Origin of the sequence: Bradyrhizobium sp. 172 (assembly GCF_023101065.1) — a bacterium.
Classification (GTDB): Bacteria; Pseudomonadota; Alphaproteobacteria; order Rhizobiales; family Xanthobacteraceae; genus Bradyrhizobium; species Bradyrhizobium canariense_D.
On the sequence record NZ_CP064701.1, the window covers coordinates 4,795,696 to 4,820,168 of the forward strand.

A 24,473-nucleotide genomic window follows, 5' to 3' on the forward strand; every position below is an offset into this window, starting at 1 on the left:
GAAACCCGGAGCGAAAGCTCCGGGTTTTTTCGTTTGGGCCGATCGTGCGCTCTGCGATCAGCTCTGCGAGTTGCGCGCCATGAAGTTGTCATAGCCGACTTCGGCGACCTGGAACCACTGATATCCGTTGTTCGAGAACGCGGTCAGCGATTCGTAGACCTTCTTGAAATCCGGGTTGGTGGCCGAGACTTCGGTGTGCAGCTCCTTTGACGCCTTGAAGCAGGCCTGCATGACCTCTGGCGAGAACGGATGCAGCTTGGCACCGGCCGCGAGCAGGCGCCGCAACGCCGGCGGATTGGACTGGTCGTACTTCGCCATCATCCAGTTGTTGGCGTAGTGCCCCGCCTGCTCGAGGATGCTCTGGTAGTGCTTCGGCAGCGCATTCCACTTGTCCTGGTTGACGAAGGCGAGAAGCATGGGCCCGCCTTCCCACCAGCCCGGGAAGTAATAATGCGGCGCGACTTTCACGAAGCCGAGCTTCTCGTCGTCATAGGGCCCGACCCATTCCGCCGCGTCGATGGTGCCCTTCTCCAGCGCCGGATAAATGTCGCCACCGGCGATCTGCTGCGGCACCGCACCGAGTTTGGCCATCACCTTTCCGGCAAAGCCGCCGATGCGGAATTTCAACCCGCTGAAGTCCTGAGGCGTCTTGACCTCCTTGCGGAACCAGCCGCCCATCTGACAGCCGGTGTTGCCGGCAAGCAGCGAGACGACGTTGTACTTCTTGTAGAACTCGTTGAGAATCTCCCTGCCGCCGCCGAGTGTGTACCAGGCCTGGTTGATGCGCATGTTCGGCCCGAACGGCACCGACGATCCGAAGGTGAAGGTCGGGTCCTTGCCGAAATAATAATAAGACGCGGTGTGGCCGATTTCGCAGGTGCCGTTCTGCACGGCATCGAGCACCTGAAGGCCCGGCACGATCTCGCCGCCGGCAAATGTCTGAATCTGGAATTTGTTGTCGGTCGCTTCCGCGACCATCTTGGCCATCATCTCGGCGCCGCCATAGAGCGTGTCGAGCGATTTCGGCCAGCTCGTCGGCATGCGCCATTTGATCTCGGGCGTCGTCTGCGCGATCGCTGGAGCGGCGAGCGTGGCGACACCCGCCGCACCAAGCCCGGTGACCTTGATGAAATCTCGTCTTTTCATGATGTCCTACCCTGATGGATTGTGACGATGGGCCTTCTTGCCGAGGCTTGGAGGCCAGCATGGAACATGTGTCGTCCGATTTCCATCCCTCACGATGTGAGGGACGAAAATGCCCAGCTCCCGCGCCATCCGGTCCTACGACTTTAGGCTTAGACGGCCGCGGCCCTGGCCGTTCCCATCACGCCCGCCTCGGCCGGGCATGACGGGCGCGCCGGGCACGTGAAAAGCGCCGGAAACACGGGCATACCGCGCCATTCCCCCAACCTAAGGCCGCCACGCATGTCGCGATCCTACCCTGCTCCATCGCTCGTTGGTTCGTTGATCGCGTCGCTCTGGCTGGGATGTGCGGCAATGCCGGCGCATGCTGAGCTGAGCGCGAATGTCATGGCCGACGTCCATGCGTTGGCACAAAAAGAGCAGCAGCCGCTGCTCGATACGCTGCGCGATCTCGTCAGCATCGAATCCGGCAGCAAGGATGTCGAAGGTCTGAACCAGATCGCCCAGCGCGTTGCCGGCCAGCTCAAGCAGCTCGGCGGCACGGTGGAGATCCTCGAACCCACCGACGTCTATCGCCTCGACGACACACCCGAGAAGATCGGCCCGGCCGTACACGCCGTATTCAAGGGCACCGGCAGCAAGAAGATCATGCTGATCGCCCACATGGACACCGTGTACCTGAAGGGCATGCTGAAGGATCAACCGTTCCGCATCGACGGCGACAAGGCCTACGGCCTCGGCATTGCCGACGACAAGCAGGGCGTCGCGCTCATTCTTCATACCGTGGCGTTGCTGCAGAAGCTGAGCTTCCGGGATTACGGCACGCTGACGGTGCTCACCAATGGCGACGAGGAGATCTCCTCACCGGGCTGGCGCAGCACCATCACCAGGTTCGCTGCGGATCAGGATGTGGTGTTCTCCTTTGAAGGCGGCGGTACCGACGGCACGCTGCGGCTGGCCACCAGCGGCATCGGCTCGGCCTATCTCACGGTGCAGGGCAAGTCGTCACATGCAGGCTCACGGCCCGAGGGCGGCGTCAACGCGCTGTACGAACTCTCCCACCAGCTGCTGCAGATGAAGGACCTGTCCAAACCAGAGCAGGGCCTGAAACTGAACTGGACGGTCTCCAAGGCCGGCACCAACCGCAACGTGATCCCCGCGGAGGCCACGGCCCAGGCCGACGCACGTGCACTTAAAGTCACCGATTTCGACGAGCTCGAGAAGACACTGCAGGAGAAGATCAAGAATCACCTGCTGCCCGAGTCCAAGGTCGAGCTGAAATTCGAGGTGCGCCGTCCGCCGCTGGAGGCCAACGACGCCTCACGTCGAGTCGCGGCCCACGGCAAGACGATCTATGAGGAGATCGGACTGCCTCTCAAAGTCGACGAGAAGGCGACCGGCGGCGGCACCGACGCGGCGTTTGCCGCACTCAAGACCAGCGGAGCCGTGGTCGAAGGCATGGGTCTGTCGGGCTTCGGCGCGCATTCCAACGACGCCGAATATGTCAAACTCGACAGCATCGTGCCGCGTCTCTATCTGACCACGCGCATGATCATGGATTTGTCCACCGGCAAGCTGAAATAGCCGTCGCTTTCGCCTTCTCCCCTCATGTCCGCCGAAGCCTTGGCGAAGGCGGATGCGGGAGAAGGTGGCGCGTCAGTACCGCACTGCGTTCAAATTAAGGTCGTCCGACTTCTCCGCCAGCCTGAACCGCAGCGTGAACTGCGCGCCGCCGCCCGGAAGATTCTCCACCGCAACCGTCGCCGCGTGATCATCCGCCACGGCGCGCACGATCGACAGCCCGAGGCCGGCGCCGTCGCTGCGCTGGCGGTCGGCGCGCCAGAAGCGGTGGAAGATCAATTCGCGCTCGGCTTCCGCGATTCCCGGCCCGCAATCGCGCACGCGCACCGCGCCATCCTCGCTCACATCGACATCGACCGACGTGTCCATTGCCGTGAACTTGATGGCGTTTTCGGCGAGATTGAAGATCGCGCGCTGGAGCATCACCGAATTGCCGTGGATCAGCACCGGCGCCTCGGTGCCCCTCAGCGCGATATCCTTGTGCTGTGCGATCGCGAGCGGCGCGATCGAACCGACCACCTCGGCGCAGACCGCGCGCAAATCCGCGGTCTCGCCGGGATCGAGCACCAGCGTGTCGAGCTCGGCGATCTCCAGTAGCTGCGCGACGATGCGGCTCATGCCCTCGATGTCCGCATGCAGCGCATGCCGTGCGGCGCCATCGCCGAGCGTCTCGATCCGCGTGCGCAGGATCGCGAGCGGCGTGCGCAATTGATGCGCGGCGTCGGCGGTGAACTGCCGCTGCACCCGAAAGCCGTCCTCGAGGCGGTCGAGCGCCTGGTTGACGGCGGTGACGAGCGGCATGATCTCGCGCGGAATCTGCTCCGTCGGCAGGCGGATGTCCGTGCGCGCCGGGCCGATATTGCTCGCCTCCTCGGAGGCCTTCCATAGCGGCGCAACAGCGCGGCGAAAGATGATGATGTCGATGCCGAGCAGGACCAGCAGGATCGGAATGGTGATCCATCCGACCCGCCGGAAGAAGTTCGATACGATGTCGTCGATGATGACGTCGCGGTGCGCGAGGTCCTCCGCGACGCGAATGCGTATCACCTTGCCGTCGATAGTGCGGGTGACTCCAGCCCCGGAAATCGTTTCGGAGAGCGGCGGTGGCGCGGCCGCCGCAGTGCCGGTCTTGCGCCGCGACGAAAACAGCAGATTCCCCCCGGCATCGCGAATGTCGTACTGGTAGCGGCCATAGGCTTCTGAATAAAGGCCCTTGAGACTGTCCGGCAGGTTGAACGTCAGCAGCCCGTCGGGCTGGGCGACGATGCGCTCGGCCAACACCTCGGCCTGCGCGCGCATGGCATCGCGATGCAGCTGGTCGATCTCTGAATTGAGCAGCCAGAACAGCACCAGCGGCAGGAAGATCGCGACCACCGCGACCGCCACGATGTGCAGGAACACGATGCGCCAGATCAGCGATTTGAACGTCGGCGACCTCCCATGGATCCCGGCGCGGAATCCGGCGTGAGATCCGATCCGGGCCACGCTATTTCTCCTCGGCCATGAGATAGCCGACGCCACGGATGGTGTGGATCACGACCTTGGCGCCATGCTCGGCGAGCTGCTTGCGCAGCCGCGAGACGTAGACCTCGACCGCGTTGGAGGCGACCTCGCCATCGAGGCCGAAGATGTGGTCCTCGACGTTCTTCTTCGGTACCACCCGCCCCTGCCGGCGCAGCAGGATCTCGAGCACCGAGGTCTCGCGCGCGGAGATGATGCGCGGCTGGTCGTCGACGAAGATCTGGCGGCTCTCGGTGTCATAGACGAGGTTGGCGAGGCGCAGCGAGCGGCCAAGCAACTGGCCCGGACGGCGCAGGATCGCCTCCAGTCGCGCCACCAGCTCCTCCATCGCGAACGGTTTTGCGAGATAGTCGTCGGCGCCGCTGCGCAGGCCGCTGACACGATCTTGCAAGCCGCCGCGGGCGGTCAGCACCAGCACCGGCAACGGCTCCATCTGCCGGCGAAGCTCACGCAGCACCGACAGGCCATCGCCGTCGGGTAGTCCGAGGTCGAGGATCATCGCGGCATAGCTGACGCTGCTGACCGCCTCGCGCGCTTCGGCAGCGCTGCCGACGATGTCGCTCTCATAGCCGGCCGCCGACAGCCCGCCGGCAACGAGCCGCGACAGCTCGGCATTGTCCTCGACGATCAGAAGGCGCATCGCATTTTCCCGCGGGATGTTCCGGTGTCACCGCACGGCTTCCGCCGCATCTTCGCTGTCTTCCATCATCCGGGGCATCTCGGCCAGCGAAAAAGCACCCGGCGGGCCGGCCGCTCCCTTCCGTCAGGTTCCTGTAAGCCAGTCCGGGCACGAGCGGATGAGGTCGCGGATGGCCCGGAAATTTACCTCCTTGGGCCCCGCCGCCGTCGGCCCTGCCGAGGAACGAACACCCCCGCGAACCGTTCAACTCAGCTGCAACATTTCTCATTTGATGGGGCGTCGTGCAGACCACCTAAGGTAATGCACATGCGCCTTGCACGACGAACACGTTCCAGCTCCCTTCTATCCGATTGCTTGAGCGCCATCACGCGACATCCAGGCGCCGCCGCGTTTGCTGCCGCAGGTACCCTCGTTGCGGCTACCGCAATCATAAACCGGCGGCTCGCGAACAAAGCGCAACGCGATAATCCTCCGCAGGGTCGGTTCATCGACGTCGAGGGGGTTCGCCTGCACTATTTGGAACGCGGCAGAGGCAAGCCGCTGGTCTTGTTTCACGGCAATGGGAGCATGGTCCAGGATTTCGTCTCGAGTGGATTGATCGATCTCGCAGCCGAGAACTACAGGGTCATGGTGTTCGATCGTCCCGGTTTTGGGCATAGCTCGCGGCCAAGGCACGTCGTCTGGACTCCGGATGCCCAGGCGGACCTGTTCAAGAAGGCCCTCGATCAGTTGGGCGTCTCTCAAGCGATTGTCCTTGGCCATTCATGGGGAGCGTCGGTTGCGGTTGCGCTGGCGACAAGACATCCTTCGTTCGTGCAGGCTCTCGTATTGGCCTCGGGCTATTATTTCCCGACTCCCCGCGCGGACAGCGCGGCGTCGGTGCTGTCCGCCCTACCGGTGGTCGGGGACGTCATCAGCTCCACGATTTCGCCGCTAGCCGGTCGGATGATGTGGCCCGCGATGTTGCGCAAGCTGTTTGGCCCCCGGCCGGTCCCGAACAAGTTCGCCGGCTTTCCGAAAGAAATGGCGTTGCGCCCATCACAGATGCGGGCCACAGCGGCCGAAGCGACCATGTTGATCTCCGCCGCATTCTCAGGTTCGAAGACTTATGCAGAACTCAAGATGCCGACGATCATTATCGCGGGCCAGAACGATCGTCTGATCGATATCAAGCAGTCGGTCAGGCTGCATGGCGAGGTCAAGCAGAGCAAATTGCACCGGATCGACGGAGCGGGACACATGATTCATCATTCCGCAACCGCTGATGTGATGGCGGCCATCGACGAAGCTGCTGCCGAGGCGGTGTTGACTCATGGAAGGGAAGGCCCAGGCGTTTCGCGAAGCAACGCGTAATCGCTCACGAACAACGCCGCTGATCGCCGTCGGCGAACCTCACGGCTCGTTTGCGGAGGATCGCTTCTGAGCCAACTCGGGCGCGGGACCACACTTCAACCCGCCCTCTCGGTCGAACGGAGACCTTTTCGACCGGGTATGGTATCTGTCGATCGCCCGTTGGCCGAGGTGCCGATTGGTCAGATAAAGCGGGAAAACGAAGCACAATGGTTCCTAGCCAGGTGACGATGCCCTTGTGGCACGAAAAGCACCTCCGGGCTGCCACTCGCGCCGCCGGTGTCGCTCTATGGTCCTGGAACGTTGATACCGACGCCATCACCATGGATGAACCCGCGTACGACCTTTGGGAGGTGCCCAAGGGCGAGCAGAAAATTACGTTCGAGATACTGTCCAAGAACATCCACCCTGCCGATCTCGAGAGGGTGAGATCGGCATTTGCCGCTACTCGCGCAGTCGTAGGCTCCTACGAAATAGATTTTCGTATTCTGACCGGCAGCGATATCCGTTGGATTTCCGCGCGGGGCCAGGGCGACGATGCCGACATCGCGGATCGAACGATGTTCGGTATTTTCCTGGACGTCACCCAACGCAAGCAAGCCGAGGAAGCCAACGAGCTCCTGGCGGGCGAGATGAGCCACCGGCTGAAAAACCTTCTCACCGTCGCAACGGCGCTGACGCAAATGAGCTCACGCTCGGCAGCATCAAAAGAGGATATGGCCCAGGAGCTGACCAGTCGCCTGATCGCTCTTGGACGTGCTCAGGACCTTGTGCGCCCGGTACCGGGACGAAATAGAGAAGGGACGCTTCTCGGAGACCTCATCTCTGTTCTGCTTGCGCCGTACGATGAGGAAGGAGCCAGCGTTCGTATTCGTGTCTCGGTCCCCAAGATGAACGTGGGAGAGGCTTCCAGCACAGCACTCGCCTTGGTGATGCATGAACTGGCAACCAACTCTGCGAAATACGGTGCGCTGTCCCTTTCAAGTGGCACCCTGGACGTATCGTGCAACGCTCACGAGGACGAGGTCGTGGTCAAGTGGACGGAGCGGGGTGGTCCCCCCGTTGTCGCTCCAACAAAGCTCGAAGGCTTTGGAAGCCAGTTGGTGCACCGAAGTATGGCCGCCCAGCTTGGCGGGACCATAACTTTTGACTGGTCGGAAGAGGGTGTGGTGGTCATCCTGCGCATGAGCAAAGACCGTCTTGCGAATTGATGTTCAGCTGATTCCCCGCGCCCACTCCTCTCACCCGTCTGCGATCGGCCCTTGGCTTTACTTCGTACGACGCTCCTGAAAAGCGGCTCTGAGTTCGGCCAGTTCATCGCTTGTCGCTCCCAATTCCACATCGGCACGGCTTGCGGGCAAATCCTTGTAAGCAATCGGCTGATCGAACTGGCTCGCCGTGAAGTCGTACCGCCGGCCTCTAATGCGATTGTAAAAATGGTCGCCGGCCGGCAGCGGCGTCCTCAGCAACTCGCCGCCGAAGAGCTCGTGAATCAGCAGCGAGGTGACGTTGCATTGCCCTGCCGCCGGATTGCTCGCCGTCCATTGACTGGCGGTTGCCAACGACCAGGCCTTGCGCAGCGCGCTTTGAACCTCATCGGGATCGAAGCTCATCATCAACCCCAGGCCAGCCGCCGAGGCGCTCATTTCGGATTTTGCGATAATGCCTTTATGCCACTGTTTTGCCCGACGAGTCAAACGATCTCGCTGAAGCACGCGCGCCTGCCCGCTTTGACGCCCAAAAATACGAAGTTGCCCTCGACCGCGCGATGCTCGGGCGTGCCTGCCAATTAGCCCATCGCATCAAGCTGTTGGCTACACTCGCAACGCCTTGTCCTCTCACCCCTCGTCTACTGTGCATGGGGTTGTTTTTCAGATTTTTTGTTGGAGGCCCCGCCCGTCCCCCGGCGACAACGCCGCTCCGCAGCGTCGCCCCAAAGAAAAAGCCCGGCCTCGCGAACGAGACCGGGCGTGTCGTCTTGCGACTTGTTCGAAGATCAGCCGCGGGTGCGCGAGCGGATCATGAAGCTGTCGTAGGTGTATTCGGCGACCTGCCACCACAGATATTCGTCGGAGCGGTAGGCCTGCATGGCGTCGATCGACTTCTTGAAGTCGGGATTCTTGGCCGAGATCTCGCCCCACAATTCGTTGGTCGCCTTGAGGCAGGCTTCCAGAACCTCATTGGTGAACGGGCGAAGCTGCGTTCCGCCGGCGACCAGACGCTTCAGCGCGCCGGGGTTCACCATGTCGTAGCGCGCGGCCATCCAGGTGTTGGTGTTGACGGTCGCGTTGGTGAGGATCGCCTGATAGTTCTTCGGCAGCTCGTTCCACTTGTCGATGTTGGCGAAGGCGTGAACGGTCGGACCGCCTTCCCAGAAGCCCGGGTAGTAGTAGTACTTGGCGACCTTGGCGAAGCCGAGCTTCTCGTCATCGTAGGGACCGACCCATTCGGCCGCGTCGATGGTGCCCTTCTCGAGCGACGGATAGATGTCGCCGCCGGCGAGCTGCTGCGGCACCACGCCGACCTTCTGAAGCACCTGGCCGGCAATGCCGCCGATGCGCATCTTCAGGCCCGACAGGTCGGCAACGGTCTTGATCTCCTTGCGGAACCAGCCGCCCATCTGGGTGCCGGTGTTGCCGCAGGGGAAGCCCACCACGTTCGTCTTCTTGAAGAACTCGTTGGCGAGCTCGTTGCCGCCGCCTTGGTACAGCCAGGAATTCTGCTGGCGTGCATTCAGGCCGAAAGGCACCGACGCGAAAATCGCGAAGGTCGGGTCTTTGCCGACGTAATAATACGACACCGTGTGGCACATCTCGACGGTGCCCTTCTGGGTCGCATCCAGCGCCTGCAGGCCCGGGACGATTTCACCCGCCTGGAAGACCTGGATCTGAAACTTGTTGTCGGTCATCTCGGCGACGTACTTCGCCATCTGCTCGGCACCGCCATAGATGGTGTCGAGCGACTTCGGGAAGCTCGACGTCAGGCGCCACTTGATCTCGGGCGAGGACTGCGCGATCGCCGGCGAGGCCACCGCGGCGGTCGCCGCCGCGCCGGCTGCCGACACTTTCAGGAAATCACGACGCTTCATCTTCAGTCTCTCCTTGTTGGGGCGTTTCCCCTAACTTCCTCTTTGCTGCCGCTCATTCCGGCGACGCGTTCTTGGGCCGCGTCGAACCGAAGGGGCTTGACTGCCGTGGGCCTTTAACACGGAAGCCCTGCTTTCGAAACGCGACATTGGCATGACAGGGCTCTACGAAAGTCGCATGTCCCCAAGGTATTGGTTTCAAGGGATCGGCTTGGATCCGCTTAGGCCGCGGCGATGACGCCCTTGAGCTGGTCCCGCACCTGTCCCGCAATGGCGCGGTAGATCGCCGCATGGGGACCATCCGGCTCGCTGTCCACTACGGGCGTGCCCGCATCCGAGGTGGCGCGAATCGCCATGTGCAGGGGGATCTCGCCCAGGAATGGTACCCCGAGCTTCTCGGCCTCGTGGCGCGCGCCGCCATGGCCGAAAATGTCGGATTTCGTGCCGCATTGCGGGCACTGGAAATAGCTCATGTTCTCGACGATGCCGAGCACGGGCACGTTGACCTTCTTGAACATCGCAAGCCCCCGCCTTGCGTCGATCAGCGAGAGGTCCTGCGGGGTCGAGACGATCACGGCGCCCTTCAAAGGGACGTTCTGCGCCAGCGTGAGCTGGGCATCGCCGGTGCCTGGCGGCATGTCGACGACGAGCACATCGAGCTGGCCCCATACGACGTCGCGCAGCATCTGCGTCACTGCCGACATCACCATCGGCCCGCGCCAGATCATCGCGGTCTCTTCCTCCACCAGGAAGCCGATCGACATGATGGCCAGGCCAAAGCGCCTGAGCGGAATCATCTTGCGCTCGTCGTTCAGCTCCGGCTTCTCGTGCAGGCCCGTCAGCCGCGGCACCGATGGGCCGTAGATGTCGGCATCGAGCAGCCCGACCTTGAGGCCGAGATCGCGCAGACCGAGTGCCAGGTTGAGCGCGGTGGTGGATTTGCCGACACCGCCCTTGCCCGAGGCGACCGCGATCACGGCCGCGACGCCCGGAATCTCGGACTGCCGCGCCATCGGCGATTGGGCGCCGCCCTGCGGCGGCGGCTTGTGGGCGTGGACGGGCTGCACGCCCGGCGTGCCGCGGCTGGGAGTTGGCGGCGGTGGCGGCGCCGCGCCGGCCTTCCGCTCGGCGGTCAGCGCCACCATGACGGTGGTGACGCCGGGAATGGCGCGCACCGCGGCCTCGGCCTCGGCCCGGACGGATTCCCAGGCTCGCGCTTCGGCGGCATCGACATTGATCGAGAAGAACACCTTGCCGTCGGCCGCGCTGATCGCGCTCAGCACATTGGCATTGGTGAGCGCGACCCCGCGGGGCGACTTGATCCTGGCGAGGCTGTCGAGAACCTGTTGCTGCGTCACGCTCAAAGCGCATCTCCTAGAATTCAAGATGCCCCATTAGAGCGGAAACGCCCAAAAGGCTACTGCCTGCCGATATCGTCAGCCATCTCGGCGGGCGCGGCCCCCTGCTCCAGGGCCGCCTCGTAGTTGAGCTCGATCATGACCCCGTTGGGGTCGTGGACGAAGATCTGCCAGAGCTCACCGCCGGGCACTTGGCGGGAGTCGAACTTCATCCCCTTTGAGGCCAGCCGCTGCTTCATGCCGTCAAACCCGCGGCTGGCGAAGGCGACGTGGTGGACAACGCCGGAATCCGGCTTTTGTGGCTCGGCAGTCGGAGAAATATCGACGAGGTGCACCACCGGCTTTCCCTCGCTGTACATCCAGGCGCCGGGGAAGGCGAAATTCGGCCGGGCGCCTTTTTCCAGGCCCAGCACGTCCTCGTAGAAGCGGACGGTTTCGGCCAGATTCCGGGTCCGGACATTGAAATGATCGAGCACGCCCACGCTTACGCCGCCCATGCCTTCGCTCCCTTTTTTTGAAGTCCTTAGGTCCACCATCCTAACACAGGCGGGGGCCAAACGAACCCGTTGCCCTCCGGCCTCAAGGGTTTATGGTGCGCCCGATCTGCCGCAATGGCGGAACCGGACGGCCCTCGCCCGGCAAGAACCGTAAAACCCAAACTACGGACAAGGTACTACAGATGGCTAAAGTCGCTTTCCTCGGTCTCGGCGTGATGGGCTTCCCCATGGCCGGACACCTCGTGAAAAAAGGGGGCCATGAGGTCACCGTCTATAACCGCACCGCGGCCAAGGCGAAGGAGTGGGCGGACAAGTTCGGCGGCAAGACCGCGGCGACCCCGAAGGCCGCGGCCGAGGGCCAGGATTTCGTGATGTGCTGCGTCGGCAACGATAACGATCTGCGCGCGGTCACGATCGGTGCCGACGGCGCGTTTGCCGGCATGAAGAAGGGTGCAACCTTCGTCGACCACACCACCGCTTCCGCCGAGGTCGCGCGTGAGCTCGATGCGGCCGCGACCAAGGCCGGCTTCAAGTTCATCGACGCACCCGTGTCCGGCGGCCAGGCCGGCGCCGAGAACGGCGTGCTGACGGTGATGTGCGGCGGCGCGCAGGACGCCTATGCCGGCGCCGAGCCGATCATCACAGGCGCCTATGCGCGGATGTGCAAATTGCTGGGGCCCGCCGGCTCCGGCCAGCTGACCAAAATGGTCAACCAGATCTGCATCGCCGGCCTCGTCCAGGGCCTCTCCGAGGGTATTCACTTCGCCAAGAAAAGTGGCCTTGACGTCGCCGCCGTGATCGAAACCATCTCCAAGGGCGCCGCGCAGTCCTGGCAGATGGAGAACCGCTACAAGACCATGAACGAGGACAAATACGATTTCGGCTTCGCGGTCGAATGGATGCGCAAGGATCTCTCGATCTCGCTGGCCGAAGCCCGTCGCAATGGCGCCAATCTGCCGGTGACCGCGCTCGTCGACCAGTTCTACGCCGAGGTCGAGAAGATGGGCGGCAAGCGCTGGGATACATCGAGCCTGCTCGCGCGCCTGAATCGCTGACACCTCACGAAGTGATCCTGCCTTGCTGACCGCACTCGCCGCAATCTTCATCCTCGCCTATGCGGCGATCGCGCTCGAGCATCCTATCGGGGTGAACAAGAGCGCGTCTGCGCTACTCGGCGCGGGCGTGCTCTGGACAATCTACGCGCTCGCGACCGGCGACCACACGCTGGTCGGCCGTCAGCTTGACGAGTCCGTCGCTGCCACCGCGCAGATCGTGTTCTTCCTGGTTGGCGCGATGACCATCGTCGAGGTCATCGACGCCCATGACGGTTTCGAGGTCATCACCTCCCGCATCAGCACGACCAGCCAGGTCCGTCTGATATGGCTGATTGGCTTCGTTACCTTCTTCCTCAGTGCAATCCTCGACAATCTGACCACCACCATCGTCATGGTCTCGCTGATCCAGCGGCTGATCGCCAAGCGCGACGACCGCTTGCTGTTCGCCTCCCTCATCGTCATCGCCGCAAATGCCGGCGGCGCATGGACCGTGATCGGCGACGTCACCACGACCATGCTGTGGATCGGCGGACAGATTTCGCCCCTGAAAATCATGAGCGCGGTGTTCCTGCCCTCCTTGCTCAACCTGCTGGTGCCGCTCGCATTCATCAGCTTTTCACTCAAGGGCAAGACCATCGCACCACCGCCGAAAGAGGACGGATTGCAGGGCGTCGATCCGTTCGAGCGGAACGTGATGTTCTATCTCGGACTCGGGGTACTGATCGCGGTGCCCGCCTTCAAGACGGTCACGCACCTGCCGCCCTTCATGGGCGTCCTGCTCGGGCTTGGCATCGTGTGGTTGGTCGGCGAGATCGTTCATCGCAAAAAGGATGAGCATGTCCGCGGTCCCCTCACGCTTGCGAATGCGCTGACGCGGATCGACATGGGCTCGATCGTATTCTTCCTCGGCATCTTGCTCGCGGTCGCCTGCCTCGAACATGCCGGCCTGCTCTCCATGGTGGCCAAATGGCTGGACACCGCGATCGGCCGACAGGACATCATCGTGATCGTGCTCGGCCTGCTCAGTGCTGTCATCGACAACGTGCCGCTGGTCGCCGCGACGATGGGCATGTACGACCTCGCGCATTATCCACCCGACAGCTTCATCTGGGAGTTCATCGCCTATTGCGCCGGAACCGGCGGCTCGATCCTGATCATCGGCTCGGCCGCAGGCGTCGCCGCCATGGGGCTCGAGCGCATCGAGTTCCTCTGGTACGCCCGCCGCATCGCCGTTCCCGCGCTCGCCGGCTATCTGGCGGGCGCCGTGGTGTACATCGCGCAGCACGCGGCGCTGCATTGAGCGGCTCACGCCGGATCCAAAATTAACGCCGGGTTAACGTAATTCTTTAGCTCCTTAAGTCACCTCTTAAGGATTTCTTGCCAGAGATAGACAATGCAGAAGGCCCGTCCCGCGCGGGCAGGAATTGTTGTTGTGCGATGAGTAAACCCGCTGAAAAGCCCGAGGTTGTGCAGCTTCCGGCCGAGCCGGTGAGCGTGCCGTCGGCGAGCCATCGCCGGGCTGCGGCACAGCGGGTGCGCGAGGCGCGCGATAAGTTAACGTCGACCAGTGGAACCCGGCCGGCTTTCGATGCCGAAATGCTGCGCCAGTACGCCCAGACGCGGCTGTCGGCCTCCTATGTCGTGATGCTGCTTGTGGTCGCGACAGGCGTGCTGTTTGGGCTGTGGATGCAGCCGATCCCGGCCGCGGCCTGGACCGCCGGCATGCTTTGCATTCATGCCGCAATGATCCGCAGCTGCCACCGCTTCCTGGCCGAGCCCGCCTCGCCCGCGGCAACGCGCGCATGGCAGACGCGTTTCGTCGTGCTCGACCTGCTCTATGGCCTTTGCTGGATGGCGATCCTGATCCATCCCGTGCTCGACATGATCACGGAAACGCTGATGATGTTCCTGATGCTGCTGGTGATCGCAGTATCAAGCATGCTGGCCGCCAATCTGCCGATCGCCGCCCTCGCCGCCACCGCACCGGTCGCGGTCGCGATGGCGCTGAGCTTCGTGATGACTGGCTCGCTGGATAATTACATCCTGGCCGCGCTCGCCGTCGCCGCCGAAGGCTATTTCGTGTTGCTGGCTCACCGCCTGCACTCTTCGACCTTCGCCACGCTCGAGGCGCGGGCCGAGAAGGACGCGCTGATCGGCGAGCTCGAACAAGCCAAGGCGATCTCGGACGAAGCGCGCCACCGCGCCGAATCCGCCAATGTGGCCAAGTCGCGCTTTCTGGCGCAGATGAGCCACGAACTGCGGACGCCGCTCAATGCAATCCTCGGCTTCTCGGAAGTGATGAAGAGCGAGATTTTCGGCGCGCATGCCGTGCCGGTCTACAAGGAGTACTCGGCCGACATCCACAATTCCGGCGTCCACCTGCTCAACCTCATCAACGAGATCCTCGATCTGTCGCGGATCGAGGCTGGCCGCTACGAGCTCAACGAGGAAGCGGTCTCGCTGGTCGGCATCGTCGCCGACTGCCATCATTTGATGAAGCTGCGCGCCTCGAGCCGTGGCATCACCATCCACGAGGTGTTCGAGCAGGCGATGCCGCGGCTGTGGGCCGACGAGCGCGCGATCCGCCAGGTCGTGCTCAATCTGCTCTCCAACTCGATCAAGTTCACTCCGCAGGGCGGCGAGATCTGGCTCAAGGCCGGCTGGACGGCCTCAGGCGGACAATATCTCTCGGTGAAGGACACCGGCTCCGGGATTCCCGAGGACGAGATCCCGGTCGTGCTCGCATCGTTCGGCCAAGGTTCCAATTCGATCAAGTCGGCCGAACAGGGCGCCGGTCTCGGCCTGCCGATCGCCAAGAATCTGGTCGACCTGCATGGCGGTACATTCACGCTGAAATCGAAGCTGCGCATCGGCACCGAAGTGATCGTCACCTTCCCGCCCGAGCGCGTGATGAGCGCGCTGGCGCCGATGTCGGATGATTCTCCGCCGCTCCAACCCGAGAGTTCCGCGGTGGCGGACGAGAAGCGCCGGCCCCGCCGCAAGCCGATCATGAGCGCGGGTACGGGCTCGTAACGAGATGCTTGCAGACATGCCCGACCATCCGCCACTATGCCCCAATGAGCAAAGAAACGCCGTGCGTGGCGGTCTGCATGATCGACCCCAAGACCAGGCTGTGCTTCGGCTGCGGACGCACATTGCCGGAGATCGCGCGCTGGCACGCCATGGAGAGCGCGGAGCGGCTCGCCCTCATGGCGCTGTTGCCGGCGCGCATGAATCAGGCTGGACTTCCGCCCATCGCGGGATCGCCGAAACACACCTGACCGGTCGGCGCGCATCTGGAAATGCGCAATGATCCGCTTTCTGCTCGTCTTCATCATGCTCGCCTGCACGGCCGGTGCCGTCGTCGCCTATGGCGATTCCGACCAGATCGCGCGCGCAAGCAGCAAGGTCTCGCATATCTTTCGCACGCAGACCGCAGCGCCCGCGCCCGCCGTGCAGATTCCGCGCGGCCAGGGCGGCGAATTCGCGCTGCGCGCGAAGATCAACGGCGTGGCCGCACCGATGGTCATTGACACCGGCGCGACCTCGGTGGTGCTGACCTGGGAAACCGCGAAGGCGATCGGGCTGCCGCTCGAGATGCTCGAATACGACGTCGATCTCGAAACCGCGGGCGGTCATACCAAGGCGGCCCGCCTCACGATCGACCGCCTCTCCGTCGGTCACCTCGTCGAGAAATCGGTGCCAGCCCTCGTCGTACAGCGCGGGCAGATGAAGACCAACCTGCTCGGGATGAGCTTCCTCGATCGCCTGGAGAGCTGGGGCGTGCGCGCCGACAGGCTGATGCTCACGGGTTATCCGGAGCTCCAGACCAGTCGCCGCCGCTCGCGCCTGGCAGTCGACTAGACTCTTGCAATCCGGCTCGTCATGCGATTACGGCTAGGCCGCCGCCTCCGCCGGTGCGCGCGCACCGACACGCGCAATCGCTTCGCGTAGCACCTCGAGGCCAGCGCCCGGCTTCACCCCCTGCTCGGCAAGATGCCGGCGGAAGGCGCGCGCGCCGGGGACGGCGTGGAATGCGCCGACGAAATGCCTCGCCATAGAGTGCAGCCTCGTGCCGCGCGCGAGCTGCTGTTCGATGTAGGGCACCATCCCTTCGAGCGCATCCTGCATCGAGGCATGCGGCGCCGCCTCGCGGAAAATGTCGGTATCGACCGAGAGCAGCCGCCACGGCTCCTGATAGGCGGCTCGTCCAAGCATCGCGCCGTCAACGTGATCGAGATGTGCCCTTGCCTCGTCGACACCGGGGATGCCGCCGTTGATGATGACAGGCACATCCGGCATCGCGCGCTTGAGGCGATAGACGCGATCATAGTCGAGCGGCGGGATGTCGCGATTCTCCTTTGGTGACAAACCGCTGAGCCATGCTTTCCGGGCATGTACGATCAGCGCATCGCAGCCGGAGTCAACGACTGCGTGCGCAAGGTTGTCGAGCGCGACTTCGGGATCCTGGTCGTCGATCCCGATGCGGCACTTCACGGTCACGGGCACGGCCACCTCACCCTTCATCGCCTCGACGCACCTCGCCACGAGATCAGGCTCTGCCATCAGGCAAGCGCCGAAACGGCCGTCCTTCACGCGGTCGGAGGGGCAGCCGACGTTGAGGTTGATTTCGTCATAACCGAACTCCTCGCCGATCCGCGCCGCCAGCGCCAGCTCGCGTGGGTCCGACCCGCCGAGTTGAAGCGCGACCGGGTGCTCGACTAGGTCGAACCCAAGCAGCCGCTTCCGGTCACCATGAATGATGGCGCCAGTGGTCAGCATCTCCGTATAGAGCAGCGCCCGCCTCGTCAGGTGACGGTGGAACACCCGGCAATGCCGGTCGGTCCAATCCATCATGGGCGCCACGGAAAAGCGATATTCTTGATATTCCAAGTAGTTATCCTATCCTTACAATGGACTAGAGCAGGAACAAGTGCACACGTGTGCACTCCAAACTAGCCAAAATTGCACACGTTTGTACCGCGTTTGATCTCCCGGTGCACACTAGCGCACATGAAATCCGGGTGGAGCGCACACGCGGTGCCGACCTTTAAGAAGCTCAAGTCGGGCAGCTGGCGCGTTCAAGTCAGGAGGAATCGTATCGCACTTCGTAGTCCTGGCCGTTAGCCACGCGGGCGCGATCTTGTTTGCGTCCCCGTGCGGTCTCCTTCTTCGCTGCCATCTGCTCCTCCGTCCGCGAAACTCATCGCGGTGCGACGCTTCAAGGAATCGCGAGTTCCTTCAAAGAAGCTGTTGCGAGCGCGAGGCCGAACGAACGCGAGCGACGCAGCATCGCGGCTCCAACTTGGTGGGCTTTTCCATTTTCAGTTCCTCGACCGCCTGCACGAAGGCTTCGTCGCGCCGCATGAGCAAAGCGGCCATTTGGCGCACGTCGCGCGAGCTGGTTTGCTCCGGACTTTCGCCCGGAGCCCGCTCCCGTTTTCTTGCAGATGCTTCTCTAGATCCTCCTAAAACCCACGGCTCGGGAAAACTTGGAACTTCTCAGCCCAGCGTAGGTTGGTTGCCGATCGTTGAACTCAGGAGCCGAAAATGAGCCGCGGAATGCCATCGATGACCGCCCTCTTGGGTATGCTCGCAATCGCGGGGTATCAAAATCGGGACAAGCTGGCGGACATGTTTCGCAATGCGACCTCCGGCCAGCCGGCGGGTGCCAAGGATTCCCTGAGCGGCATGCTCGGCAGCCTTGGCGGCCTAGCGGGCACCGGAGGCGTGGGTTCGCTGCTGAACGGCGGGATCGGCGAATTGCTCGAGCACTTCAGGCAGAACGGGCAAGGCGATGTGGCTCAATCCTGGATCAATCAGGGGCCGAACCGCGAAGTCACCCCGCCCGAACTCCAGCAGGCTATCGGTCCGGACGTCCTTCAAAAACTGGAGCAGCAGACCGGCTTGTCGCAGCAGGAGATTCTCGACCGTTTGTCCCGAGAGCTTCCGACTGCCGTGGACAAATACACGCCTGATGGACGTCTTCCGGCTTCATCGGCGGGATAACACCACAGCGATCGAGGGAGAGACATGAGCATCATCTGGACGATCATCATCGGTTTCATCGCAGGCGTCATCGCGAAGTTCATCATGCCCGGCGACAACGAGCCCTCGGGTTTCATCCTGACCACCATCCTGGGAATAGTGGGCGCGTTCGTTGCGACCTATCTTGGCCAATCTCTCGGCTGGTACCGGCCAGGAGAAGGCGCAGGACTAGTGGGGGCAGTGGTAGGCGCCATCATCGTGCTTTTCGTCTACGGTTTTGTAGCCGGTCGCAGCCGTCGGGCCATCTAACCACAGTGCACGGAATTCTGCGCGTCAGCGGAGAATTCGCCCGGTGTGAAAGGCGATCGGCAAGATGAAATGGATGCTCGTTGTCCTGGTAGGAGGCATGACCCCGGTCAACACCGACCTGGTGTTCGACAAGTTCGCCGATTGCCTTGCCGCCGAGGAGCAGATGCGGAAACATTATACCGACGCCTTCGAAGTCTGGGACCGATGGGCCGCCGCGAATATCGAGCGAAGACGCGAATACACGAAGGTGCGCGACCTCCAGGCCAAACGCCTGCTCAGCAACATCGGTACGTGCGTTCCTCATGCGGGCGGCGACCCCGCGGCGCTTCAGCAGCAGAGCAATCCGACACCTCCCCAAACTCCTCAAGCCGCACCTATGCTTCAGCCAAGTCCGAAAACGTGATGTCTGAACGTTTCGAACAGGCGCAGCCGCAAACGAATGTTGCAGCTGCGCATTCATCGCCCCTGCCTTCATTGTTCTCGCCCGCGCTGACCTTTGGCCTGCTGACGATTATAGGTGAACGCCTAAATGTCGCCCTGACGGACCTGCGGGCTGACGATGTCGGCCGAACTATAGCGCAAGCACCGGCTCAAGGCCCTCCTGCCGCGCCACAAGCTGATCGCGTTCAGCAAGCACCGCAGCCAAAGTAAAGGATGAGCGGGTCACGACCTGGGTGCATCCTTCGTTGGTCGTGGAAGTGAAATTAGCGGAGTGGACCAGCAAGGGCGAGCTGCGCCAGCCGGTCTATCTCGGCCTGAGGTCGGACAAATTGGCCAAGGACGTCGTTCGCGAAAAGAAATGGCCGCGAAAATAGTACGCCGAGACGAAACGTGGACCCCAGGAGTTCAACCAGCGGTGCGCTCGGATGCCGAAGGCCACGGCGGCAGGGGCGGCAGTCCGAGGGCCTTGCGTACTGGTCCGAACGACCTCCGGTGAGCTGCGCATGCACCAAGCCTGGCGAGCGCCTGATAATGAGCCGGCACCGGGTAGCCCTTGTGATCCGCGAATCCGTAGCCGGGGTGACGCACATCGAGCGTCCGCATTATGCGGTCGCGCTCGACTTTCGCGAGGATGGAGGCGGCGGCGATGCTGGCGGACTTGGCGTCGCCTTTAATGATGGACTGCTGAGGGATCTCGATTTCCTTCAACCGCTTCGCGTCAATCAGCAAGTGCTGCGGCGCCAACCCTAGCCCCCGGACCGCACGCTGCATCGCCTGGATGCCTGCCCAATAGATGTTGATCGCGTCGATCTCCTCGACCTCGACGAATGCCACACACCAACTCTCTGCCTTTTCCTTGATCTCCTTCGCGAGTTCTTCGCGAGCGGCGGCATCGAGTTTTTTCGAGTCGTCAATTCCGATTATCCGCGTGCCGGGTTTCAGGATCACGGCGCCGGCGGAGACTGGCCCGGCGAGAGGGCTCATTCCCGCCTCGTCCACGCCTGCCACAATATGATGGCCGCTTGCCCAGAGAGAGGTCTCGAAGCGGAGCATCTTTCGCAGGCGCTGCCCTTCGGACCTGTTTTCGGAGCGCCGTTTATCGATGGAAGCCAGGATGGCACGGGCTCCCGCGCGGGCGTCGGCCCGTAAGACCTGCTCGACGCTGGCCTCGAGGGGTCTTTTCTCGACGACATAGCGCCGCCGCAATTCATCGAGTGAATACTGGGACATGGCGGCCTTCCTGAAGATTGACTGCGGGAAGCGTGTCGGTGAAATTTGTGGCGATTGTCTGAAGCTAGACCATGCCGTCATCGACTGCGCAGCGCCTTGTCGAAAGAACCGGACCGGCTCTCCATCTGAGGTCCCGCTGTTCTGGAGGCCACTGATCCACACCTCGCGTCCACCGACCTCCGAGCGGAACCAACCGGTGTCTTCATCCCTTTAGAATGAGTGGAGCCTCGATCCCAGGGTGCTTCCGAGGGGACCGGCCCATGCTCCGACAAACCAGCAACGAAGAAGAGGTTCTGGACCGCACCGCGGGGGTCGCGGCCACCATCGCGGAAGAAGGCCTCCGGTATGTCAGCGACTCCGCGCCGGGGTACACGCGCAAGCGGACTGGAACCACTTTCAGCTACTACGACAAGGACGGCAAGCGCATCACCGATGCCGCCGTCATCCGACGCATCAAATCAATCGGCATCCCGCCGGCCTACGAATCCGTGTGGATCTGCCCGTCTTCGAACGGCCACATCCAGGCAACCGGGCTCGATGCGCGTGGCCGCAAGCAGTACCGCTACCACGCAAAATGGCGCGAGTTGCGCGACCAGAACAAGTACGAGCACATCATCCAGTTCGCGGCCGCGCTGCCAGCGCTGCGGGAGCGGGTCGCCGCCGACATGAAGCGGGACGGACTGCCCCGCGAGAAGGTGCTGGCCACGATCGCCAGTCTTCTGGAGAAGACGTTGATCCGGGTCGGCAACGCCGAGTATGCCGAGAAAAACAAGTCCTACGGGCTCACCACTATGCGCCGCAAGCACGTCGCGGTCGGGCGCGGCGTCCTTCGGTTCGACTTTACGGGCAAGTCGGGCAAACAGTGGAAGCTTCGCATCGAGGACAAGCGGATAGCCGCGATCGTGAAGCGCTGCGCGGAGATCCCCGGACACGAGCTCTTCAAGTACCTGGACGACGACGGACAGCCCCGCACCGTCGATTCCGGCGACGTCAACGCCTACATCAAGGATATCACGGGCGAGGACTTCAGTGCCAAGGATTTTCGGACTTGGGCGGGAACGGTTCTGGCAGCGTTGGCCCTGACCGAATTCAAGAAGTACGATAGCCAGGCCGAGGCGAAGCGCAACGTCGTCGCCGCCATCGAAAGCGTCTCGAAGCAGCTCGGCAACACACCGGCGATCTGCCGCAAGTGCTACGTGCACCCGGAAGTCCTGAACGCCTACATGTCTGGTGACCTCGTGAAGATGATTGATGCCAAGATCGCGCAGAAGTTCAAGCGCCAGTACGCCAAGCTCACTCCCGACGAGATCGTGGTGCTGGCATTTCTCCGCAAGCGTCTCAATTCTCTGAAGGCGCCCGCCTAGCCTCGCGTACCAGTCTCCGGACGCCCGCGTCCTCCTCGATGCTTGCGCGCACGCCTCGGCAGGTGCCGGAAGCTGTCGAAGGCGAACAGAAGCTGGCCGGCGTGCTTGTTATTGTCGGCTTGCTTGCCGCCTTCGCGCTTTCGGCCAAACGTAAAAGGGCATTGGACGCCTTCTGAATCAATCACGTGTTGGCCCACCTGCCAGAGTGCATAAATTCAGGCGGGGCTTTGGGGTCAGCCGCCGTCGCGTTCATCGTGGCGTGTTTGACCGAGTTCAGACGTATCGCGATGTAGACCGAGGAAGCCCCCCTTGCAACGACAACTTTTTAGTAGCTCCTCTATTCCTCTATTCCGAAACTTCGATTGCAATGGGTTGGTGATCGGATGCATCCGTCGCTTCGTTGACCTCGATGCTGCGAACGTAGCCGGTCAAATCTTCCGTCACGAAAATGAAGTCGCGGCAGTCGGGCCCCTCGGCCCACTGCGCGCGGTCGTAGATTCCGCAAGTCGGCGCACGCGCGCGGCCGGGACGATCGGCGGTCCATGCATCCCGATACGCCAGACCAGGCCGGCCAGATCGGGCAATCAATGCGTGCTGAGGGTCGGCAACGTCAAAATTGAAATCACCACACAGCAGGCTCGACGCCGCGACGGTCTGACTTTCATACGGCTCATCGTGCCGGGAGCCGGCCTGCTTCGGACTCATTGACGCGTCCTCCTGCAAATCCAGCAGGCGAGCGATCTGTGCCTCGCGCTGGCCGGCCGAATGGAACTCGAGATGCGTGTTGACGACGCGGACCACGCCAAACGAGGCCTGAACCGTCACCTCCAGGGCGTGACGGCGCATGCTCCGCACCGCGGCTGCGGCGGGCCATGGCAGCAGATGGTTTGCAATCTGCAGCACCGGCAACCTCGACAGCGTCATGTTACCGAAGCGATGGAGGTTGCCATCAGGATCGACAGTTTCGATCGCGGGCCGGAATATTGCGGAGTAGCCGGGCAAAAGGGCTGCCAGCTGTTCGCTCTGATCCGCTCCATCACCAAATCTCGAGAAGTTCGCGCTCACCTCCTGGAAGCAGAACACGTCCGCATCGAGCGTCTGTCGGGCGACGGCAACGATCCTTGCCAGATCGGTCACGCCGTCGCAGCCCTTTCCGCACTGTATGTTCCAGGTGAGAAGTCTCATTAACGGATGCCTGCACGCATGAATGACTGGACGAACTGACGCTGGAACAGCAGAAACGCGATCAGCAGCGGCGCCATCGTCATCACGGTTGCCGCCGTGATCACTGACCAATCCACGCCGGTCTCAGGCGCGCCGAACACGGCAAGCCCCACGGTGAGCGGCCGCGCTTCCACCGAATTCGTGACGATCAACGGCCACAGGAAATTGTTCCAGTGATAGCTGACGGAGACGAGGCCAAAGGCGACATAGGTCGGGCGAGCCAGCGGGACATAGACCCGCCACAGGATTCCGAGCGGACCCGCTCCCTCGACCCGCGCGGCTTCGACCAACTCCTGGGGCACACCCTTGAAGGTCTGCCGCAGCAGGAAGATGCCGAAGGCGCTCGCGAGATAGGGCAGCGCGATCGCAGGGATCGTATCGAGCAATCCCAACCTTGCGATCGCGCGGTAGTTCTCGACGATCAGGACGTCGGGCATGATCATCAGCTGGAGCAGAACGAGGGCGAAAGCGATGCCGCTGCCCCGGAACCTGAAGCGCGCAAAGGCATAGGCGGCCAGCGTCGACAGGATGAGCTGACCAACCAGGATCAGCGTCACCAGCACCACCGTGTTGAGATAGTACCGAGCGAACGGCGCCTGGTTCCAGGCCCGGGCAAAATTCTCCAGCGTCCAGGGCGCGGACAGGCTGAACGACGTGGCGTAAGCGGCCGGATGCAGCGCGCTCCAAAAGGCATAGGCCAATGGGGCAAGCCAGATCAAAGCCAGGAGCCATGCTGCGACGGCCTCAATGGGGCGTGTCCGGCCTCTCATTGATAGTGGATCCTGCGATCGAGGTAACCGAACTTGATCAGCGCAACCGAGCTCAGCAGCATCAGAAGCACAACCGTCAGCGTTGCCGCGTAAGAGGAATCTTGGAAGGTGAAGGCAACTTCATAAATGTAGTAGAGCAGCAGCGTGCTGGCGTTGTTCGGACCGCCCTTGGTCATGATGACCAGATGGTCCACCAACTTGAAGGAGTTGATGACTGCGTTGATCGTCACGAACAACGTGGTCGGCATCAGCAATGGGAACGTGATCCGGCGGAACGTATACCACCGGCTCGCGCCTTCGATGGACGCGGCCTCTTCGAGGTCCGGCGAGAGCTGCTGCAGCGCCGCCAGGTAGAAAATCATGAAGAAGCCGGCCTCCTTCCAGATCACCATCACGACCAGACAGCCCATCACCGTCGAGGGATCGCCCAGCCAATTCCAGCCGCCGAAACCGAAAAGGCCGCGCAATTGATCCACCAACCCGTAATCCGGCGTGTAGAAGAACAGCCAGATATTGGCGACGGCGATCATCGGCAGCACGGTCGGCGTGAAATAGGCCAGTCGCAGAAAGCCGCGGCCGCGTATGTTGCGATTGACCCAGATCGCCATCACCAGGGCCAGGGCAATCGAGGTCGGGATCGTGCCGAGCGCGAACCAGAAATTATTGACCAGCGCCTTCCAGAAGATCGGATCGGCCGCCATGGACCGATAGCTGTCAAGCCCGACGAAGGCGTCCGTGCCGTTCCGCCGTGTGACGAATAGCGAATGCCGGATCGTCGCCAGAATCGGAAAGTGCGTGAATGCGATCAGCAGGACGGCCGCCGGCAACAGCAGCAGCCAGGCATTCACGGCGTTCCACCACGCCTGCGATCGGACGCGGCGCGGGGCAATCGGCGATGAGGCGATGGAGTCGGACAT

The 24,473-nt window shown here is 62.6% G+C and carries 26 protein-coding genes and 2 pseudogenes; 14 read left to right on the plus strand and 14 right to left on the minus strand.

All coding sequences use genetic code 11. The features are described 5' to 3' along the window. Positions 1–57: 57 nt before the first annotated feature. Positions 58–1,146: a TRAP transporter substrate-binding protein gene (locus IVB07_RS23315; RefSeq protein WP_018459382.1), complete on the minus strand. Its 1,089-nt coding sequence runs from the start codon at positions 1,144–1,146 to the stop codon at positions 58–60. A gap of 279 nt (positions 1,147–1,425) precedes the next feature. Here IVB07_RS23315 and IVB07_RS23320 point away from each other — a divergent pair, with 279 nt between their 5' ends. Then, positions 1,426–2,727, plus strand: a complete 1,302-nt coding sequence (locus IVB07_RS23320) for a M20/M25/M40 family metallo-hydrolase (RefSeq protein WP_039800683.1) — start codon at positions 1,426–1,428, stop codon at positions 2,725–2,727. A gap of 72 nt (positions 2,728–2,799) precedes the next feature. On the opposite strand, the gene IVB07_RS23325 is transcribed toward IVB07_RS23320, so the two are convergent. Together IVB07_RS23325 and IVB07_RS23330 are read right to left on the minus strand one after the other, a co-directional pair. Beyond that, positions 2,800–4,209 (minus strand): ATP-binding protein, encoded by a 1,410-nt coding sequence (locus IVB07_RS23325; protein WP_018459384.1) that lies wholly within the window; start codon positions 4,207–4,209, stop codon positions 2,800–2,802. 1 nt (position 4,210) lies between these two features. Continuing rightward, on the minus strand, positions 4,211–4,885 hold the full coding sequence (locus IVB07_RS23330; RefSeq protein ID WP_007592584.1) for a response regulator transcription factor: 675 nt from the start codon (positions 4,883–4,885) through the stop codon (positions 4,211–4,213). Positions 4,886–5,191: 306 nt separating this feature from the next. On the opposite strand from IVB07_RS23330, the gene IVB07_RS23335 reads away from it, so the two are divergent. Together IVB07_RS23335 and IVB07_RS23340 are read left to right on the plus strand one after the other, a co-directional pair. Continuing rightward, positions 5,192–6,238 (plus strand): alpha/beta hydrolase, encoded by a 1,047-nt coding sequence (locus IVB07_RS23335; protein ID WP_026233795.1) that lies wholly within the window; start codon positions 5,192–5,194, stop codon positions 6,236–6,238. A gap of 227 nt (positions 6,239–6,465) precedes the next feature. Next, positions 6,466–7,446 (plus strand): sensor histidine kinase, encoded by a 981-nt coding sequence (locus IVB07_RS23340; RefSeq protein WP_157643099.1) that lies wholly within the window; start codon positions 6,466–6,468, stop codon positions 7,444–7,446. Positions 7,447–7,503: 57 nt separating this feature from the next. On the opposite strand, the gene IVB07_RS23345 is transcribed toward IVB07_RS23340, so the two are convergent. The 4 genes from IVB07_RS23345 to IVB07_RS23360 form a co-directional block, all read right to left on the minus strand. Continuing rightward, complete coding sequence (locus IVB07_RS23345) at positions 7,504–7,848, minus strand: hypothetical protein (protein WP_085395846.1); 345 nt, start codon at positions 7,846–7,848, stop codon at positions 7,504–7,506. A 383-nt stretch (positions 7,849–8,231) separates the two neighbouring features. After that, on the minus strand, positions 8,232–9,323 hold the full coding sequence (locus tag IVB07_RS23350) for a TRAP transporter substrate-binding protein (RefSeq protein ID WP_018459388.1): 1,092 nt from the start codon (positions 9,321–9,323) through the stop codon (positions 8,232–8,234). Between the two features lie 218 nt (positions 9,324–9,541). Then, on the minus strand, positions 9,542–10,684 hold the full coding sequence (locus IVB07_RS23355) for an Mrp/NBP35 family ATP-binding protein (RefSeq protein WP_018459389.1): 1,143 nt from the start codon (positions 10,682–10,684) through the stop codon (positions 9,542–9,544). Between the two features lie 53 nt (positions 10,685–10,737). After that, the gene (locus IVB07_RS23360) at positions 10,738–11,175 is read right to left on the minus strand and encodes a VOC family protein (protein WP_018459390.1); all 438 of its coding nucleotides are present in this window, start codon (positions 11,173–11,175) and stop codon (positions 10,738–10,740) included. A 182-nt stretch (positions 11,176–11,357) separates the two neighbouring features. Here IVB07_RS23360 and IVB07_RS23365 point away from each other — a divergent pair, with 182 nt between their 5' ends. From IVB07_RS23365 to IVB07_RS23385, 5 genes are all read left to right on the plus strand, one after another. After that, positions 11,358–12,230: an NAD(P)-dependent oxidoreductase gene (locus IVB07_RS23365; protein ID WP_026233796.1), complete on the plus strand. Its 873-nt coding sequence runs from the start codon at positions 11,358–11,360 to the stop codon at positions 12,228–12,230. Positions 12,231–12,252: 22 nt separating this feature from the next. Then, entirely contained in the window at positions 12,253–13,530 is a 1,278-nt protein-coding gene (nhaD, locus tag IVB07_RS23370; protein WP_018459392.1) for a sodium:proton antiporter NhaD, read from the plus strand. A 137-nt stretch (positions 13,531–13,667) separates the two neighbouring features. Further along, the gene (locus IVB07_RS23375; RefSeq protein WP_018459393.1) at positions 13,668–15,263 is read left to right on the plus strand and encodes a HAMP domain-containing sensor histidine kinase; all 1,596 of its coding nucleotides are present in this window, start codon (positions 13,668–13,670) and stop codon (positions 15,261–15,263) included. A gap of 44 nt (positions 15,264–15,307) precedes the next feature. Then, on the plus strand, positions 15,308–15,511 hold the full coding sequence (locus IVB07_RS23380) for a DUF1289 domain-containing protein (protein WP_018459394.1): 204 nt from the start codon (positions 15,308–15,310) through the stop codon (positions 15,509–15,511). Between the two features lie 28 nt (positions 15,512–15,539). Beyond that, complete coding sequence (locus IVB07_RS23385; protein ID WP_018459395.1) at positions 15,540–16,094, plus strand: TIGR02281 family clan AA aspartic protease; 555 nt, start codon at positions 15,540–15,542, stop codon at positions 16,092–16,094. A 33-nt stretch (positions 16,095–16,127) separates the two neighbouring features. Here the strand turns inward: IVB07_RS23385 and dusA are convergent, their stop codons facing one another. The 3 genes and pseudogenes from dusA to IVB07_RS23400 all read right to left on the minus strand — a co-directional run bounded on the left by dusA (position 16,128) and on the right by IVB07_RS23400 (position 17,612). Then, positions 16,128–17,123 (minus strand): tRNA dihydrouridine(20/20a) synthase DusA, encoded by a 996-nt coding sequence (gene dusA / locus IVB07_RS23390; RefSeq protein ID WP_018459396.1) that lies wholly within the window; start codon positions 17,121–17,123, stop codon positions 16,128–16,130. A gap of 199 nt (positions 17,124–17,322) precedes the next feature. Further along, positions 17,323–17,412 (minus strand): annotated as a pseudogene (locus IVB07_RS23395) (DUF3606 domain-containing protein); the annotation flags it as partial. A gap of 59 nt (positions 17,413–17,471) precedes the next feature. Next, positions 17,472–17,612, minus strand: coding sequence for a hypothetical protein (locus IVB07_RS23400; protein ID WP_018459397.1), 141 nt, complete (start codon positions 17,610–17,612; stop codon positions 17,472–17,474). Positions 17,613–17,780: 168 nt separating this feature from the next. Here IVB07_RS23400 and IVB07_RS23405 point away from each other — a divergent pair, with 168 nt between their 5' ends. The 4 genes and pseudogenes from IVB07_RS23405 to IVB07_RS23420 all read left to right on the plus strand — a co-directional run. Further along, positions 17,781–18,239: a YidB family protein gene (locus IVB07_RS23405; RefSeq protein WP_026233798.1), complete on the plus strand. Its 459-nt coding sequence runs from the start codon at positions 17,781–17,783 to the stop codon at positions 18,237–18,239. A 24-nt stretch (positions 18,240–18,263) separates the two neighbouring features. Continuing rightward, a complete protein-coding gene (locus tag IVB07_RS23410; RefSeq protein WP_018459399.1) occupies positions 18,264–18,527 on the plus strand; it encodes a GlsB/YeaQ/YmgE family stress response membrane protein in 264 nt (87 codons plus the stop codon). 64 nt (positions 18,528–18,591) lie between these two features. After that, positions 18,592–18,930 (plus strand): hypothetical protein, encoded by a 339-nt coding sequence (locus tag IVB07_RS23415; protein ID WP_018459400.1) that lies wholly within the window; start codon positions 18,592–18,594, stop codon positions 18,928–18,930. A gap of 238 nt (positions 18,931–19,168) precedes the next feature. After that, positions 19,169–19,342, plus strand: a pseudogene (locus IVB07_RS23420) (DNA ligase); the annotation flags it as partial. A 31-nt stretch (positions 19,343–19,373) separates the two neighbouring features. On the opposite strand, the gene IVB07_RS23425 reads toward IVB07_RS23420, so the two are convergent. Then, complete coding sequence (locus tag IVB07_RS23425) at positions 19,374–20,198, minus strand: ribonuclease HII (RefSeq protein WP_018459402.1); 825 nt, start codon at positions 20,196–20,198, stop codon at positions 19,374–19,376. Between the two features lie 260 nt (positions 20,199–20,458). On the opposite strand from IVB07_RS23425, the gene IVB07_RS23430 reads away from it, so the two are divergent. Both IVB07_RS23430 and IVB07_RS23435 read left to right on the plus strand, forming a co-directional pair. Then, a complete protein-coding gene (locus IVB07_RS23430; protein WP_018459403.1) occupies positions 20,459–21,562 on the plus strand; it encodes a DNA topoisomerase IB in 1,104 nt (367 codons plus the stop codon). Between the two features lie 38 nt (positions 21,563–21,600). Beyond that, positions 21,601–21,738 carry a hypothetical protein gene (locus IVB07_RS23435; protein WP_018459404.1) on the plus strand — a complete coding sequence of 46 codons (138 nt, stop codon included), beginning with the start codon at positions 21,601–21,603 and terminating at the stop codon, positions 21,736–21,738. A gap of 169 nt (positions 21,739–21,907) precedes the next feature. Here IVB07_RS23435 and IVB07_RS23440 read toward each other — a convergent pair whose 3' ends face one another. The 3 genes from IVB07_RS23440 to IVB07_RS23450 are packed head-to-tail and all read right to left on the minus strand — an operon-like array spanning position 21,908 to position 24,473. Then, positions 21,908–22,747: an endonuclease/exonuclease/phosphatase family protein gene (locus tag IVB07_RS23440; protein WP_085385585.1), complete on the minus strand. Its 840-nt coding sequence runs from the start codon at positions 22,745–22,747 to the stop codon at positions 21,908–21,910. Continuing rightward, positions 22,747–23,556, minus strand: coding sequence for a carbohydrate ABC transporter permease (locus tag IVB07_RS23445; RefSeq protein WP_026233799.1), 810 nt, complete (start codon positions 23,554–23,556; stop codon positions 22,747–22,749). The genes IVB07_RS23440 and IVB07_RS23445 overlap by 1 nt, the downstream gene beginning before the upstream one ends. Further along, entirely contained in the window at positions 23,553–24,473 is a 921-nt protein-coding gene (locus IVB07_RS23450; RefSeq protein ID WP_018459407.1) for a sugar ABC transporter permease, read from the minus strand. The genes IVB07_RS23445 and IVB07_RS23450 overlap by 4 nt, the downstream gene beginning before the upstream one ends.